13 protein-coding genes and 1 pseudogene are annotated in these 13,758 nt (G+C 69.2%); 7 read left to right on the forward strand and 7 right to left on the reverse strand.

Annotated features, from left to right (window positions below):
• On the reverse strand, window positions 1-1,316 hold a 1,316-nt coding region (locus tag ACFW2E_RS25650; protein WP_384469422.1), incomplete at its 3' end, for a hypothetical protein.
• 92 nt (window positions 1,317-1,408) lie between these two features.
• Window positions 1,409-1,738: a hypothetical protein gene (locus ACFW2E_RS25655; protein WP_384469423.1), complete on the reverse strand. Its 330-nt coding sequence runs from the start codon at window positions 1,736-1,738 to the stop codon at window positions 1,409-1,411.
• 730 nt (window positions 1,739-2,468) lie between these two features.
• On the opposite strand from ACFW2E_RS25655, the gene ACFW2E_RS25660 reads away from it, so the two are divergent.
• From ACFW2E_RS25660 to ACFW2E_RS25670, 3 genes are all read left to right on the forward strand, one after another.
• Entirely contained in the window at window positions 2,469-3,545 is a 1,077-nt protein-coding gene (locus ACFW2E_RS25660) for a hypothetical protein (protein WP_384469431.1), read from the forward strand.
• A 1,466-nt stretch (window positions 3,546-5,011) separates the two neighbouring features.
• Window positions 5,012-5,374: a transposase gene (locus ACFW2E_RS25665; protein WP_384469432.1), complete on the forward strand. Its 363-nt coding sequence runs from the start codon at window positions 5,012-5,014 to the stop codon at window positions 5,372-5,374.
• A 382-nt stretch (window positions 5,375-5,756) separates the two neighbouring features.
• Entirely contained in the window at window positions 5,757-6,275 is a 519-nt protein-coding gene (locus ACFW2E_RS25670) for a hypothetical protein (protein WP_384469424.1), read from the forward strand.
• Between the two features lie 163 nt (window positions 6,276-6,438).
• Here ACFW2E_RS25670 and ACFW2E_RS25675 read toward each other — a convergent pair whose 3' ends face one another.
• The 4 genes and pseudogenes from ACFW2E_RS25675 to ACFW2E_RS25690 all read right to left on the reverse strand — a co-directional run bounded on the left by ACFW2E_RS25675 (window position 6,439) and on the right by ACFW2E_RS25690 (window position 10,240).
• Window positions 6,439-6,717, reverse strand: coding sequence for a hypothetical protein (locus ACFW2E_RS25675; RefSeq protein WP_384469425.1), 279 nt, complete (start codon window positions 6,715-6,717; stop codon window positions 6,439-6,441).
• A gap of 34 nt (window positions 6,718-6,751) precedes the next feature.
• The gene (locus ACFW2E_RS25680) at window positions 6,752-6,997 is read right to left on the reverse strand and encodes a hypothetical protein (protein ID WP_384469433.1); all 246 of its coding nucleotides are present in this window, start codon (window positions 6,995-6,997) and stop codon (window positions 6,752-6,754) included.
• A gap of 120 nt (window positions 6,998-7,117) precedes the next feature.
• A pseudogene (locus ACFW2E_RS25685) lies at window positions 7,118-7,321 on the reverse strand (transposase); the annotation flags it as partial.
• A 120-nt stretch (window positions 7,322-7,441) separates the two neighbouring features.
• Window positions 7,442-10,240: an NACHT domain-containing protein gene (locus ACFW2E_RS25690; RefSeq protein ID WP_384469426.1), complete on the reverse strand. Its 2,799-nt coding sequence runs from the start codon at window positions 10,238-10,240 to the stop codon at window positions 7,442-7,444.
• 137 nt (window positions 10,241-10,377) lie between these two features.
• On the opposite strand from ACFW2E_RS25690, the gene ACFW2E_RS25695 reads away from it, so the two are divergent.
• Both ACFW2E_RS25695 and ACFW2E_RS25700 read left to right on the forward strand, forming a co-directional pair.
• Window positions 10,378-10,542, forward strand: coding sequence for a hypothetical protein (locus ACFW2E_RS25695; RefSeq protein ID WP_384469427.1), 165 nt, complete (start codon window positions 10,378-10,380; stop codon window positions 10,540-10,542).
• Between the two features lie 82 nt (window positions 10,543-10,624).
• Window positions 10,625-10,828 (forward strand): hypothetical protein, encoded by a 204-nt coding sequence (locus ACFW2E_RS25700; RefSeq protein ID WP_384469428.1) that lies wholly within the window; start codon window positions 10,625-10,627, stop codon window positions 10,826-10,828.
• A gap of 380 nt (window positions 10,829-11,208) precedes the next feature.
• Here ACFW2E_RS25700 and ACFW2E_RS25705 read toward each other — a convergent pair whose 3' ends face one another.
• Entirely contained in the window at window positions 11,209-11,589 is a 381-nt protein-coding gene (locus ACFW2E_RS25705) for a hypothetical protein (protein WP_384469434.1), read from the reverse strand.
• A 474-nt stretch (window positions 11,590-12,063) separates the two neighbouring features.
• On the opposite strand from ACFW2E_RS25705, the gene ACFW2E_RS25710 reads away from it, so the two are divergent.
• Both ACFW2E_RS25710 and ACFW2E_RS25715 read left to right on the forward strand, forming a co-directional pair.
• Entirely contained in the window at window positions 12,064-12,459 is a 396-nt protein-coding gene (locus tag ACFW2E_RS25710; protein ID WP_384469429.1) for a hypothetical protein, read from the forward strand.
• Window positions 12,460-12,465: 6 nt separating this feature from the next.
• Window positions 12,466-13,758, forward strand: a 1,293-nt coding sequence (locus ACFW2E_RS25715) for an NB-ARC domain-containing protein (protein ID WP_384469430.1), incomplete at its 3' end; no start/stop codon positions are given.

The following is a 13,758-nucleotide window of genomic DNA, read 5'->3' on the forward strand; positions in this document are numbered from 1 at the left end:
CGAGTAGCGACGGGGGGGGGGGGCGTGCGGGCGGGCGGGCCGCTCTTGCCGTGGTTGAAGGGTGGTGCATTGGGGTACCGACTCGGGCTGGCTTGTGCGTTGGCCGTCTCGACGCCGACGGCCCGGGCGCGGACCACGAAGGGCCGGGAGACGACAGTGATGGCGACGGAGATTGCGGCCGCAGCGGTGATGGCCGTGCCGGGGGTGTAGTGCTGGGCAACGCCGCCGGCGATCGCAGCTCCGATACCCTGCCACGTCATCCGGCCAGCGGACTCAACTCCCTGGACCTGACCACGTACCGGATCGGGGGTCAACTCCAGAAGCTGCTCCTGGAGCGGCAGGGTGGCGGCGAACCCGGCACTGGCGATGAACACCGCGGCTGTCGCCACCAGCACGGGCGGGTGGACGGCGAACAGCAAGTAGGGGATGGCGAGCAGCAGTCGCAGGGCGAATGCATGGCGGCGTCGCTGCTCGGCGGTGAACAGCCGCCCGACAGTCAGGTCACCGAGGAGCATGCCTGCCGATCCGGCGGCCAGGAAGGCGCCCGCGTGATTGGGGGCGCAGGAGATGAACAGGGCCTCGCAGCCGACGATCAGGCCGTTGGGGACCCACAGGTTCAGCAGCAGCGCGCGTTGGCCGGAGTGGGAGAAGAGCGCGATATTCGTGGTCCAGGTCTGGCGCAGTCCGGGGCGACGGGTCAGACGGATCGAGTGTTCCCGGACAGTCACCGTCACAATGGTCAATCCGACTCCGGTCAGGGCTGTCGCGGCGACGAAGACCTCTTGCGGGCTCAGGTACCGCAGGAGTACGGCGCCGATGGCGTAGCCGAGGATGGCCATGCCGCCCGAGGTGATGTTCATCAGCGAACGTGCCAGTGCATACGTGGAGGTCGGCACCACTTCGGCGACCAGCCCCATCCGCGTCCCGGTTCCCAGGGACTGGAAGAACCCCAGTACCAGGAGCAGACCGAACCGGGCAGCGAGCGGCAGCCCTGGAATCGCCTGTGCGGCAACACCCACGAGCGAGACGCACTGGAGCGCGACGAGGGTCCGGCGAGGACGGCTTCCGTCCGCGACCGACATCAGCGTCAGCGCACCGAGCACCGTCGCGAACGTGGCGCCGTACATGCTCACGGCTGTCAGGAACGGGGACTGGGTCTGATGGTTGACCAGCGTGCCGAGCGCGAGGCCCGACAAGGTGCTCGCGGCGACCGTCAGTGTGAAGCTGGCATACAAACCGGCGAACTCACGGTTGCGGAGCAGGCCACGGTAGCTGGTGGTGGGAAGCGTGCTGGACTCAGATGTGTCAGGAGGCATGAAAAAAAGCCTCCGGACACACCCGCTGGGGCGCCGAAGGCCAACGCGTCCATTCTAGCAGCTGGCCCGGTCCCGCCCACGGCTCGTCATCATCAGACCGCTGGAGGCATGGAAGCGGATACGTACCGACCACGGCAGCACCGCACATTCACCGGTGGCTGTCGCCGGGGGGCGAGCAGGCTGGTGAGCTCGGCAATGGCATCCGGGGACGGTCTGAAGTAGCGGCGGACATTTTCCGGCTTCTTGTGCCGTGACTTCGCCATCAGCAGCGATGTGCCCTGCTCACCAAGATGGGTCAGGACGGAGTGACGGTACTCGTGCAGATCCCAGCCCGTTCCCAAACCGCGCGGCGCGGTGTGCTCGTCGAGCAGCGCGCGGGCCTGCCCGTACGACAGGCGGGCCGGCCCGGTGTCCGGGCACACGTCGCGGGGGTTGACAACCTTCCCTGGCCCCGGTCGGCGGTGGGTGACACCGGCCCGCGGATGCGGCCCTTTGCTGTGGGTGCATCGTACCCCCGCCGGCTCATCCGCCCGGTGGCTCACACCGGCTGAGCGAGACGACATGGCCCAGGACAACCTCGCCGGCGGACTGCACTCCCAGGCGCGATGACCACACAGGGCACACTGAGCATCGCCGTCCCCACCCGATGACACGGAAGGGCTCACCGGAAACTACTGGGAGATACCGCCGTCCTCCTCCGCGCGCGGCCGGCCTGCCATGTGGTCCCAGCCCATCTCCCGGGAGAACGCCGTCGCGTTCACCTCACCACAGGAGTCAGTGAGGGTACTGCGCCGGCTCCGCTGGAGCTGCAGGTTGATCGTCAGACGGGCGAGGTGCAGGTCAGATTGCCTTCGTGAGTCTGATGTCCCCTTGGAAGGGCAACGGCGTGCTGGCCGCCGTCGTGTTCGGGATCGTCCAGCGGGGATCCGGAGCTCTGTGCACGAGAACGGGCTCTGGCGCAACTTCTGTTGCACCGACGCGCTGGCCAGTGTGGACCGTGCATTTCACTTCGAGAGCGGCAGCACGATCGTTGTCACATAGGCAGGATTGTTGTCACTGCGGCCGGGTTGGTGGGTGTTGCAACCCGGTTGACGCCAGCGCCGGTTGTGGCGGCCGGGGACTGTGTCGGTGGCTGCTGGCAAGATCGCCGGCATGGTTTTTGTACGTACCACTCCGCCGCGGCCTATGGATGTGACCGCGGTCTTTCCCGAGCTGGCTCCACTGGCGCGACCTGCGATTCGGCTGCATCCCCGGCCGGGTTCGCCTTCGGTCAGGGACAGCTCTGTGGGTGGCCCCTTCCTGTGGCCCAGCGAGGAGCCGTGGCCGCACTGCGAAGACGCGCACCTGCACGTGGACAGTGGGTTCCGCCAGCCGCCGGCCGAAGTGCGGCTCGAGAGGCGCATGCAGGCCCGGCGGCACCGCGATCCTGGTGGTCCCGGGCTGACGCCCGAGGAGGAGGCGATCAAGGAGCGGAATGCCGCGAGGCTCGCGGAGCGACTCGACGCCGGCCCTCCGGGGCCCGCGGACTGCCCGGTCCCCATGTTGCCCGTGGCCCAGCTGTATCTGCGAGACATACCCCTGTTGCGGCCGCCCGGCCAGGCCGATCTGCTCCAGATTCTCTGGTGCCCCTACGACCACGATCCGGATTACAAGCCGTCGACCGCGCTGTTCTGGCGGTCCGCTGCCGCGGTCGTCGACATCCTCGCCACGCCGCCGGAACCGTACGAGGCGGACTATCCTGGCTATGTGCCGCAGCCGTGCGTGCTGGCACCAGAGGCGATCACCGAGTACCCCAACAGCCTGGATCTGAGCCCGGAGATGCGTCTGACGGTGGGGGACTGGAGCAGATGGCAGGCAGCCGGCGCCGGCTTGGACAGTTCCTACGCGGACTATCCACGGGAGTTCTATGACGTCCATCTGGCTGACGCGCCCGGCTGGAAGGTGGGTGGATGGCCTCCGTGGGGACGCACCGACCCGTACCGCCGATACTGCGCTGTCTGTGATGTGCAGATGGTCCCGCTACTCACGATCGCTTCCTTCGAATGGGACGGTGCTGAGGGACGCAGCTGGGCGCCGTACGAAGACCAGGCCGCCGCCTACGCCGACCATCGTGACCGTGGTCAGCGCCCCTCGCAGCCGACTCGGGTCGAAGTCGGCAGCACCGACAACATGCAGATCTACGTCTGCCCGACCTCCCCCGAGCATCCGCACACCGACCTGATCCAATGAGCTGTCGGGCCTGGCACGCATCCCCCGTAGCCGGTGACAGAAGTCCCGCCGAGCCAGGTGCGTGCCAGGCCGCTTGCCTCACCGGTGCCAGCCAGACTGCTTCGGCCGATCCCACTCACCACGTCATCCGGCTGCGCCGGTGACAACTACCGAACCTTGGCACACTTGGGAGTGCCGCTTGGGGATCGGTGGCACGGCCGGGCTGGGCAGCCAGGACCCGTAGATGGGCGCGACGCCCGGGGCATCAGGTGGATCTCCGCGCCCCGCTCGGGTGCGCGGGATTAGGGCGGCAACCCGGGCCAGCCGGTGCATCTGGAGGCGGTTGCTGTGGTGGTCGCCCCTGGCCAGGGCGAGCAGGCCGTTCTCCGGGCTGACCAGGCCGGGTTCAACGGTCGTGCACAGGGGCTCGGCGAGAGCGGAGGGCAGGGGAGCGCGGCGCTGCGCAGCAGGGACCAGCTGGTCGTCTCCGGCGCGGTTGTGAGGTCAGGGCAGGGGTGGGGGGGCTGGCGGAGCCAGTGCTGGAGTTCGCGGTGGCGGTATTGGTAGGCGGGTCCGCTGTAGCGCATGAGTCCAGCGGTGACGGCCCAGTCCAGGAACAGGCCGAGCCCGAACGGTAGACGGCGCCGCGAGCAGAACAGGAGCACTGCATACCGACGCGAAGCCCGCGCGCTGTACGCGATCCCGCACCCGGGCACGACCACGAGCCCCACCGCGTCGGAGAACGGTTTGATCGCAAGCCCGGACGTGCGTAGGAACAACGCTGTGACCATGCCCCCGAAGACGTGCCCGACGGCGAGCCCGCAGGCTAACCCGAAGAAGGCGTCGCTCCGGATATCGGCCCGGGCTCCGCGATGCACGTCTGGCTCCCGCCTGAACCCGGCGTCGAGGCCGGCAAGGAGCGCGTAGCCGATCCCAAGAATGACCCCAGCCACGAGCCCGAGCCCGAGTCCGACGGCGAGGTTGACCGCGAACCCGGGCCCGGGTTCGGGCTCGGACCCGAACCCGAGCGCGGCTGCCTCGGGTGCGCTCGTAAGCCCGACCGCGGGCCCGCAAACGAGATGGTCCAGCCATCGACAGAGCTGAAGATCGTGACTCGGCTCCGTGAACAGCATCCCGCCGCCCGCGAGCTGTGGCAGCAGGGGATGTCGAAGGCGGCGATCGGCCGGATACTCGGACTGGACCAGGCCACCGTCCGCAAGCTGGTCAACGCCCCCTCCGCGGATGACGTCGTGGCCAAGAGCCTGCAGCGGGCGCACGTCGTTGACCCATACCTTGGCTACCTGCCCCGGCGCTGGAACGAAGGCGCCAGGAACGCCGCTCAGCTACGCCGTGAGAATCAGGAACAGGGCTACCCCGGAGGCGAGTTGGCAGTCCAGCGTCATCTGCGGCGCTACCGAACCGGACGCGGACACGCACCCGACCCGGGTCCCAAGCCTCCCTCGGTCCGCGAAGTCACTTCATGGATCATGACTCATCCCGAACACCTGCGGGACGAGGAGGCTGACAAGCTCCACGGGCTACGTGAACGCGATCCCGAGCTGGACCGGCTCACCGGGCACGTCAGGAAGTTCGCCGTCATGATGACCGCACGCCACGGCGACCGTCTGGAGGACCGGATCAGCGGAGCCGAACAGGACTCCCTGGCCCCACTCGCAGGCTTCGCCCGCAACCTCCGCCGCGACTTCGACGCCGTCCGCAACGGCCTGTCCCTGCCCCATAGTTCCGGCGCCGTCGAGGGCAACATCAACCGACTCAAGATGCTGAAGCGTCAGATGTTCGGCCGGGCCAGCCTCGATCTCCTTCGCATACGCGTCCTGCTCGCACGATGAGGCAGACCGTCCGGATCAAAAGATCGTCGACAGAACCAAGATCCGCGACGGCGCCCTCGCCAACCGGCCCATCTACGTGGCCCCGGCCGGCGCCGTCCGGGCCGACGCGGTGCTGTATCGCCTTGACGCTGGTCAGGGCATCGCTTCACCTGGAGTAAAGGCACGAACACGTTACGGAATCGGAGGTGGCCAGCATGGACGCCAGTGAGGTGCAACGCTTGCGCTTTACACCGCTGAACGGGGGACGTTCATGGCAACTCCACCTCCGCCTTCAGGGCCACCAGCGCCACCGCAGGGCGAACCGCGTGTCAAAAGGACGCCCGAACACTGGTCCGCTGTTGCTGCCCTCATCACCGCCGTAACAGGGGTTCTCACCTTTCTCGTGGGTTTCATCGGTCTGCCGGCGGCCGGGGTTAACTCACCTGCCGCAAGCATCGAAACCGCAACCACCACGGCCACGGCCACGGTCACGGCAACAGCACCTGGGCCGACCGAAGCCTCCGGTACATCGGCTTCCACTTCCAGTTCTCCCGCGGTCCGCTGGTCTGGAATGCTGCTTGTCTCAGGTGACTTCAACCTGGACTCGGTTCCCCCTGGGGGTGACCTCCCAACCGACGGCGACATCGAGTTGTCCAAAATCAGCGACGGGCAAGAGGCCGTGTTGCGGAGCGACAGAGCGAACTTGGCCGTGGTCCCTCAAGGGGAGGACCCGGATTCCGCACGGTGTGCCGCTCTCGCACAGACCCAGGGACAGCGCATCACGGACCTTCCCGTTGCTGTGGGAGGCAAGCTTTGTCTGATCACCAATGAAGGACGTTCCGCGCTCGTCATCGTGACCGCCGTGCACCCGCAAGCCCAGAACGTGAGCGTTGACGTCCGTATCTGGCAGAAGACCGACTGATCCAGGAAATCGCTGCCAACCCACACCACTCGAGTTACAGCGCCAGGGCTTCATCATGCTGTGGCCCGGGCAGACGATCGACGTCGGCGCCCTGTTGGCCGGGGTGCCGATCCAGCTTGGTGCGGACCGGGTGAGACGCGCTTCTATCGGTGGCGCGGGCGCGTCAGGTGACAGGTGCGGCTGGTTCACCGCGCAGCAGGTCGGGGCGGGCGTCGGCCAGGGCGAAGGCCCTCCCGAGGCGGGGAAGGCCGGCAGCGAACGCCTCCGCTTCCTTGACCACGTGATGGAAGACGAGCGTGCGCCTGAAGCCCTCCTCTGAGGAAGCCTTCCCGAGCGCAGTCTGCAACGCGGCGAGCCGGGCCCCGCGGACCGCCTCGGAGCCTGTGTCCCCTCCCGGCAGCAGCGTGGCCTGCAGGTCGGTGTCCGTGACGTCGACACACACCACCTGGTAGGGCGCGCAACCACGCGTAAGCCGGCTAGGCAGTGCCTGGGTGGTGAGTGATCACTACATCTGCAGGTGGTTGAACGGGATCGAACTCCGGCGGGCTTGACCAGTCCATGACGTCGAGGAAGTTGACTTCTCCACCGGAGAACTTGGCATTGCGGAAGTGGACCCGACGGCCGGTGAAGCGAGCTCGGTCGAAGCAGACCAGGCCGGCTGCGAACTTGACCTCTTCGAAGGAGACAGTGCCTCCGCTGAACTTGGCGTCGGGGAAGTACATCCGAGCGCCTCCGAACTCTGCGGCCCAAAACCCACGACGCCACCAGAGAAGTGAGCATTGTGGAAGGCGACCTCTCCACCGGAGAACTTGGCGCGCTGACCTCGCTCCAGGCCACCAGGCGCGTCTCCAGCAGGTCATCCCCGAGCCGAAGCCCAGTTCCTGGGGCAAGTACTCCCACTGGATCCCGGTGTACAGGACGAACAGGATCCCGCACAGGGCCTGCCGGTCCGGCACCCGCAGCCGCCCCTCCACCAGCTTCGGCCCCGGCTCCGGCAGCAACGGCTCGATCGACGACCACAGTTCATCCGACACGATCCACGCCAGTTGGGCCGGATGCCTGTAGGCCCTGCTCGAGCGAGTTGTGGTCACTGCGTGCGGTGCCCGCGATGGTGGGGAGGCCATCGTGTACGGCCCAGGTGTGGCCTAGGTGTGCTGTTGGGGCGATCACGTTCGGAGCCACACGACGAGGGCCGCAGCGGTGACGGTGCCGAGGAAGACGTAGCCGCGCTTGTGGTAGCGAGTGGCTACGGCCCGAGCGTGCTTGAGCCGGTTGATCGTCCGTGCGACGACGTTGCCTTTCTTATACCGCTCTTCGCTGAAGCCTGGTGGCCGTCCGCCGAGTGAGCCTTTTCGTGGGCGGGTGGCCTGGCTGTCGGTCTTCTCCGGGATGGCGGGCCGACTGCCCAGACGTGGCGGGTACTCACGGGACGGGCCGAGCCAGGCCGCCGGGTTCGGGAAGGGGGGCCGGGGAGGCTGCCAGACTGGGCCTTCGGGGTCCGGGGCCGGGAGGTCCGCTTCCGGGATGCCCACGCTGCGGGCCGTCGCACGGATCGTCTCGCCCAGGTAGCCGGCATTTCCGCCCGGCTGCCGCAGGGCGTCCTGGACCGCCGCGCGGACGTCGGGACCGGACCGGTCGGCCAGGCCCGACGCGGCGGACCGCCGGATGCCGGGATTGCTGTCCTTCAGCGCGGTCAGCAGGGCCTTGGTGGCCGCCGCGTCCGGGTAGCCGCCGAGGATTTCCACGGCGCCGTGGCGGATCAGGTATGGCATCCAGTCGTCCGGGCCGATTTCCGTCGGCCCCTCCTGGGCGGCCACGAGGGTCGGGGTGAGGGCGGCCGGGTCGCGGCGCGCCCGCAGGGCTCTCACCGCCGCCTCGTACGGGTCTTTCTCCTCGGGATTCTGACCGCACCGGCCCACGTTCCGGAAGATCTTCAGCAGCCACCGCAGCGATTCGGCGTCCGCCCGGTGGGTGAGCGCCTCGACCGCGTCGCGTGCCCGCCAGCCGCGGTCGAGCTCCGCCAGCATGCCGAGGAACGCCGTTACCGATGCCTGGGCGTGGCGGGCCAGCACCCGGGGGAAGTCGGAGTAGCGGGGCACGTTCGAGCGCAGCAGCGCGAGCAGCGGATCGATCACCGTGTCCGGTAGGGTCCGGCAGGAGCCCACGACCCGCGAGGCCGCATACGGCTCGTCCTCCACCGCGGCCAGGAACCGCTCCACCAGCCGTCCCGTCAAGGGTGCGGACAACTGTGAAAGGGGCTGCCCCGGGTGGGCCGGGTCGTCCAGATCGCCCAGCATCCGTACCGCATGCAGCACGTTCCCATGGCCTGGCACCCGATCGTCGGCCAGCAGGTGCTCCAGCATCCGCTCGAACCGCCCCCGGCCTCCGGGCCCCGACCAGGTCAGCCGACCCAGCATGACCAGCGTGTCCTCCCACCGGCCGCCGTCCGCGAGGTGGGTGTCCAGCACCGCCAGGCATTTGGCCTCCGGGACGGCGGCCAGGTGGCGGGCAGTCAGGTACTCGGCGAAGGACCGGTGCGCGAACAGATACGGCTGGCTCCGGCCGCCGCTGGGGTCACCCGGCGGCTGGAGCACGCCCGCGTCGACGGACAACGTGCGCAGCACCCTCGCCGCGTCCTGCCCCAGCTCCGTGAACGGGGCCCCGGCCCCGCGTATCGCCCGCAGCATTTCCTCCCGCGGCATGACGTCCGTCCAGCCGCCCTCCCGTACGGCGAAGTGGAAGGCGATGGGGGCAAGTACGCCGAGCAGCCGGTCCGCCTCGGTGTCGTCGGCGGCTGGCGGGCGCTGCTCGTGCACCAGGAACCGGCGGAGCATCCGCTCGTACAACTCTCCTTTGGAAGCAGGCAGGTCGGATTCCCCGCCGCCCACCGGAACCTCTTCCGTGAGCGAGCACAGCAGCGCCAGCAACAGCGGTACGTTGCCCAGCCCGGCCAGCGACGGCGTGGCGATCCGCGCGCGCACGGAGGCCCGGGCAGCCTCGGTGAGCGGCCAGGTCCGGATCACCGCCTCGGTTTGGGCTTGCCCGAAGGCATCGAGGCGGTACTCGGCCCACGCCGGTCCTCCACCGGTGGGCGGCGGGCCGGTGTACCCGGCCCAGCGGCTGGCCAGCACGATCCGTAGATCGTCCGGGGCGGTGCCGAGCAGCCCGCACAGCGCAGAGCGGGCCGCGTGGCCCGGGAGTTCGTCATAGGCGTCGAGGAGCAGCGTGATCCGTCGGCTGGCGAGCAGCCGGAGCACCTCGGTGCCGTCGGCCCCATCCACCACACCGAGGTCGGTGAGCCGTCCCGTGACGGCGGAGGCGAGGGTCGCCTCCGACCGGCCAGCCAAGTCGCCGCAGCGCAGAAGGACCGGTACGGGCGACCGTTCAGCCGGTCTGGACAGCACCTCGTCGGCCAGGCGCCGGGCCTCCATCCGCAGCAGCCAGGTCTTGCCCAGCCCAGCATCGGCCAGCAGCACCACTCGCGGTTGGTCCTGGCCGGGACGCCAGGGGAAGACGGGGGTGAGGGACCGCATCCGGCCCCGGTCGCCTGCCGGGGAGACCCTGCGCGGCTGGTCCAGTGCCAGTGGGTCCATTCCGGTTGGCAGGTAGTGCGGTACCCCGGCCCGTTCCACGGCCCGGACGAAGTATCGGGCAAGTGCCTGCACCACGGGCTCAGGTCCCGGTTCCGGCCCGGGCGGCCGTGCCAGGGCCCGCCAGCGGGCGAGGTCCGTCACCTCCTCCGAGAGGAGGATCCGGGGCCGCCGGGTGCGGGCGTGGGCGACGCAGGCGACGACGAAGGACTCGACGGTCGCGAGGCGCGGCCGACCGGTTCCGCGTAGAAGGTTGTGCAGCGCCGAACGCGAGACCGTACACCCCTCCCGCGTGGCCGCGACGACCAGTTGTTCCAGCGAGGGCGAACCCGCGTCCTCGTACAACGTGGTCAGCTCCGCACGCAGATCCGCCAACCGACCCCCCTCGCGTATCCGTCCGCCGCCCTCCGTTTTCGTTCACTTCCCGGACATGGACGGGCCTGGACGGCTCCCAGCCGAACCTGGTTTCCACCTACCCCCGGCCCACGGGGGGCAACCGAGGGGAGACCGTGATGTCCACCGTGCACACGCTCGCGGAGCAGCTCTGGTCGCTGCTGCCCGCCCTGACCGCCGGTCTGAAGTTCGCCACAGCGGCAGTGTCGTTCGGGCTTGCGGCCAGGACTGCGGCCACTCGGATCAGGGCCCGCCTCCGGCGCGGCAACCGCGCCGGACGGTGACTCATTCCCCGGGGGTCGCAATCTGCACGGTCCGTCGCCAGATCCCGTCCAACTGCCCACGGAGCAGTCGGTGGGACCTCATGTGGTGGTGCTGACGGGCTACGACGACGAGGCGGACACCGCTCCCTACGATCGCGGCACCGGCCCGGGTGCCTTCCGGGTCCGCAACAGCTGGGGTATCCGCAGGGGGATGCAGGGCGACGGCCTCCTCCCCTATGCCTTTCTTGAACAGCAGCTCACTGGCGAGAACTGGATCGTTGTGGAAGAGGGCTGGCGGAAGCAGTGACTGCGGCTCCCACTGAAGGTTCCTTCGCCAGCACGCACCTGCGAAAGAAAGCAAGCCAGTAGGTGATTTCATCGCTTAACCGTCGAGAACGGGTGGGGGTAATTTCCAGTGCAGCAAGCATCCGCGACGGAGGGGCGGTTGACGTTGCGAAGGTTCATGGCGACCACTGCCCGATGGGCGGCACCCGCCGTTGTCCTCGCGCAGGCCCCGTGGCGCCCAAGCCTGGGAAGCCACTCCAGGAGGTGAGAGATGTTCGCTTCGCCGCGGACAGCACCCGCGAGGCCGTTCGCGTTCTCACTGGGATCGTCTCCGCGGACTGACTCCAACTAACCTCGCGCTTTCACGAGGCAGGGCGTCCGGTGGGTGATCAGAATCGGGTCCTACCCGCGTGTCCGCGTCGAGGGCGGTGGCCGCGGGGCGGTGTCCCAGGCCAGCGGCGTGCTGCTGGTGGAGACGAACCGCAAGTCCAGGGCCGCAGCCAGTTGCCGGCAGCGCATGCAATCCGGGCCCGCTTCCGACTCCAGCACCGACACAATCCGCTGGTAGTCCGGCGCCAGGACCGACGCCGCCAAGCCTTCGGACCGGTACGGCACCACCGAGCCCGCCACCGCCCTCCGCACCGGTTCCGCCACCGCGGCAGGCGGCTCGGCCAGTACCTCGGCCACCGTTGCACGGGCATCCACCAGACGATGAAGCGCGCGTTCCGCCTCGCCGAGCGCGGCCTGCACCCGCTCGGCCTCCTCCTGCAACCGTGCGACCACTTCCCTGACCTGCTTCTCCGGCTTCCAGCAGACCGAGCACCGACGGCACCAGCCACCTCCACGAGCGATGCGAGCGAACGGACCGTCCCCATCTCTCCCGTCGCCAGCCGGAGTTCATGCCCACCCAGCCCGAACCAAACGATCACGTTCGGAAAGCGGATGTCGTCTCAGAGATCTGTGGCGCTGAATCTTCGCCGGAAATTGGCGGCGGCCGGGGTCGTGCTCGATACATCGCCGCACAGAAGACGCGACGTTGGGTGAGCCGGAGCACAGCCCGATGTGGTGCTCGCGTCTCCGGCAACTGGCGCCGCGGCGTGAACGAGGACGGTTGGCAGGTCCGCAAGCGCGAGTGACCACCGCGCGTCGAGGTCGAGCAGGAGGGCTCGGTCGCGGTTTCCTGATTCCCAGGGGCGGGCGTCCATCCACCTTGTAATGTGCGTCACATCGATGATGGACGTGTAGGGGGAGGACATCATGGATCCGATTTCGGCGGCGATCGCCGGTGCTGTGGCCGCAGGGCTCCTCCGAGGCGCGGGGGACGTCAGTCAGCAGGCGCTGGTTGACGGCTATCAGCGCCTCAAGAACCTGCTGGTCGGTCGGTTCGGTGACCGCAGCGACGTCGTCCAGGCGGTCGAGGCCGTCGAAACCCGTCCGGACAGCGTCGCCCGACGCGAGGTCCTGGCCGAGGAGGTGGGCCGCAGCGGCGCCGACCGGGACGACGAGATTACGGCCGCTGCTCGGGACCTGCTCGCGCGTCTCCAGCAGGATCCCGCCGTTGCTTCGTCCGTGCAGCAGGCCATCGGTTCCTACATTGCGCAGGCGGACCGGCACAGTCACGCGGAGGTGAACGTCAACACCCCGAAGGCATAAGCGACCGTGGACCGGCCGGACATCGCCCAGAGCGCGATCGGCAACCATATTGCCCAGGCCGCGGAAGGCGGCACGGCGATCGTCGCCACGTACGAGGTGGCGCCCGCGCCCCCGCCGACCGCTGGCGCCGTCGCGGAGGGGATGCGGGTACTCGCGCGGCTGCCGACGCACGCCGTGCCCGACCCGGCTGCGCTGCCGCCGCAGTCCCGCATGCCGCTGGCCCGCAACCGTCTTTTCACCGGCCGTACCTCGGAACTGCAGTGGCTGGCCCGCCATCTGGGCCCGCTGGACGGGCAGGTCCCGACCGTCGTCCTTGCCGGTCTCGGCGGTGTCGGGAAGAGCCAGATCGCCAGCGAGTACGTCCACCGCTACGGCGCCTTCTATACCGGCGGCGTCTTCTGGATCAGCCTGGCCGATCCGGCGACCGCACCGCACGAGGTCGCGGCGTGCGGCGGCGCGGAGGGCATGGACCTGCGGTCCGACTTCGCCGCTCTCGCGCCCGCGCAGCAGGCGGCTCTCGTCCGCGGGGCTTGGCAGAGCCCGCTGCCCCGCCTCCTCGTCTTCGACAACTGCGAGGACGAGGAGACCCTGGAGCGCTGGCGGCCGCCGTCGGGCGGATGCCGCGTCCTGGTGACGAGCCGACGCTCGGCGTGGGATCCGACGCTGGGGCTCGACGTGCGGGAAATCGATGTGCTGCCGCCGGACGACGGGCTCGCCCTGCTGTCCCGGTACCGGCCGCCGGCCTCGCCCGCCGAGAGCCGGGCGCTGTCCGCCATCGCGGACGAGCTCGGGCAGCTGCCTCTTGCCCTGCACTTGGCCGGCAGCTACGTCAGCCGGTTCAAAGCGGCAGTCACCCCTGATGACTATCTCGGGCAGCTGCGCAGCTCACCGGCGGTCGACCACCGTTCGCTGTCGGCGTCCGGCATCTCGCCGACCCGGCACATCCAGACCATCGCTGCCACGTTCGCCCTCAGTGTGGACCGGCTCGGCGACGTGCCGACGCGGCGGTGCCTCCTGCACGCCGCCTACCTGGCGCCTGGGCAGGGCATTCCCCGGCCGTTGCTGCTCAGCTCGCTCGGGCTCGACGACGGCCAGGACGCCGCCATGGTGCTGGAGGAGGCGCTGCAACGGCTGGCCGACCTGGGGCTCGTGCAGATGACCGCCGACGGTGTGCCGCGGCTGCACCGGCTGGTGGCCGCTTTCGTGCAGGACCGGCTGGGCGACCCGGACAGCCTTCAGCAAGTCGAGTTGGGGGTCTGGGCTCACTGCGACGGCCATGCATTCGGCGGTGCCCCCGCG

The organism is Streptomyces sp. NPDC058964 (genome assembly GCF_042741275.1).
In the GTDB taxonomy this organism is placed as follows: Bacteria; Actinomycetota; Actinomycetes; order Streptomycetales; family Streptomycetaceae; genus Streptomyces.

Bases quoted from the DNA above. Each gene is read 5' to 3' on its own strand.
- ACFW2E_RS25710 (WP_384469429.1), top strand. From the start codon at position 12,064: ATGGATCCGATTTCGGCGGCGATCGCCGGTGCTGTGGCCGCAGGGCTC.
- ACFW2E_RS25695 (WP_384469427.1), top strand. From the start codon at position 10,378: ATGTCCACCGTGCACACGCTCGCGGAGCAGCTCTGGTCGCTGCTGCCC.
- ACFW2E_RS25680 (WP_384469433.1), bottom strand. From the start codon at position 6,997: ATGTACTTCCCCGACGCCAAGTTCAGCGGAGGCACTGTCTCCTTCGAA.
- ACFW2E_RS25660 (WP_384469431.1), top strand. From the start codon at position 2,469: ATGGTTTTTGTACGTACCACTCCGCCGCGGCCTATGGATGTGACCGCG.
- ACFW2E_RS25665 (WP_384469432.1), top strand. From the start codon at position 5,012: ATGACTCATCCCGAACACCTGCGGGACGAGGAGGCTGACAAGCTCCAC.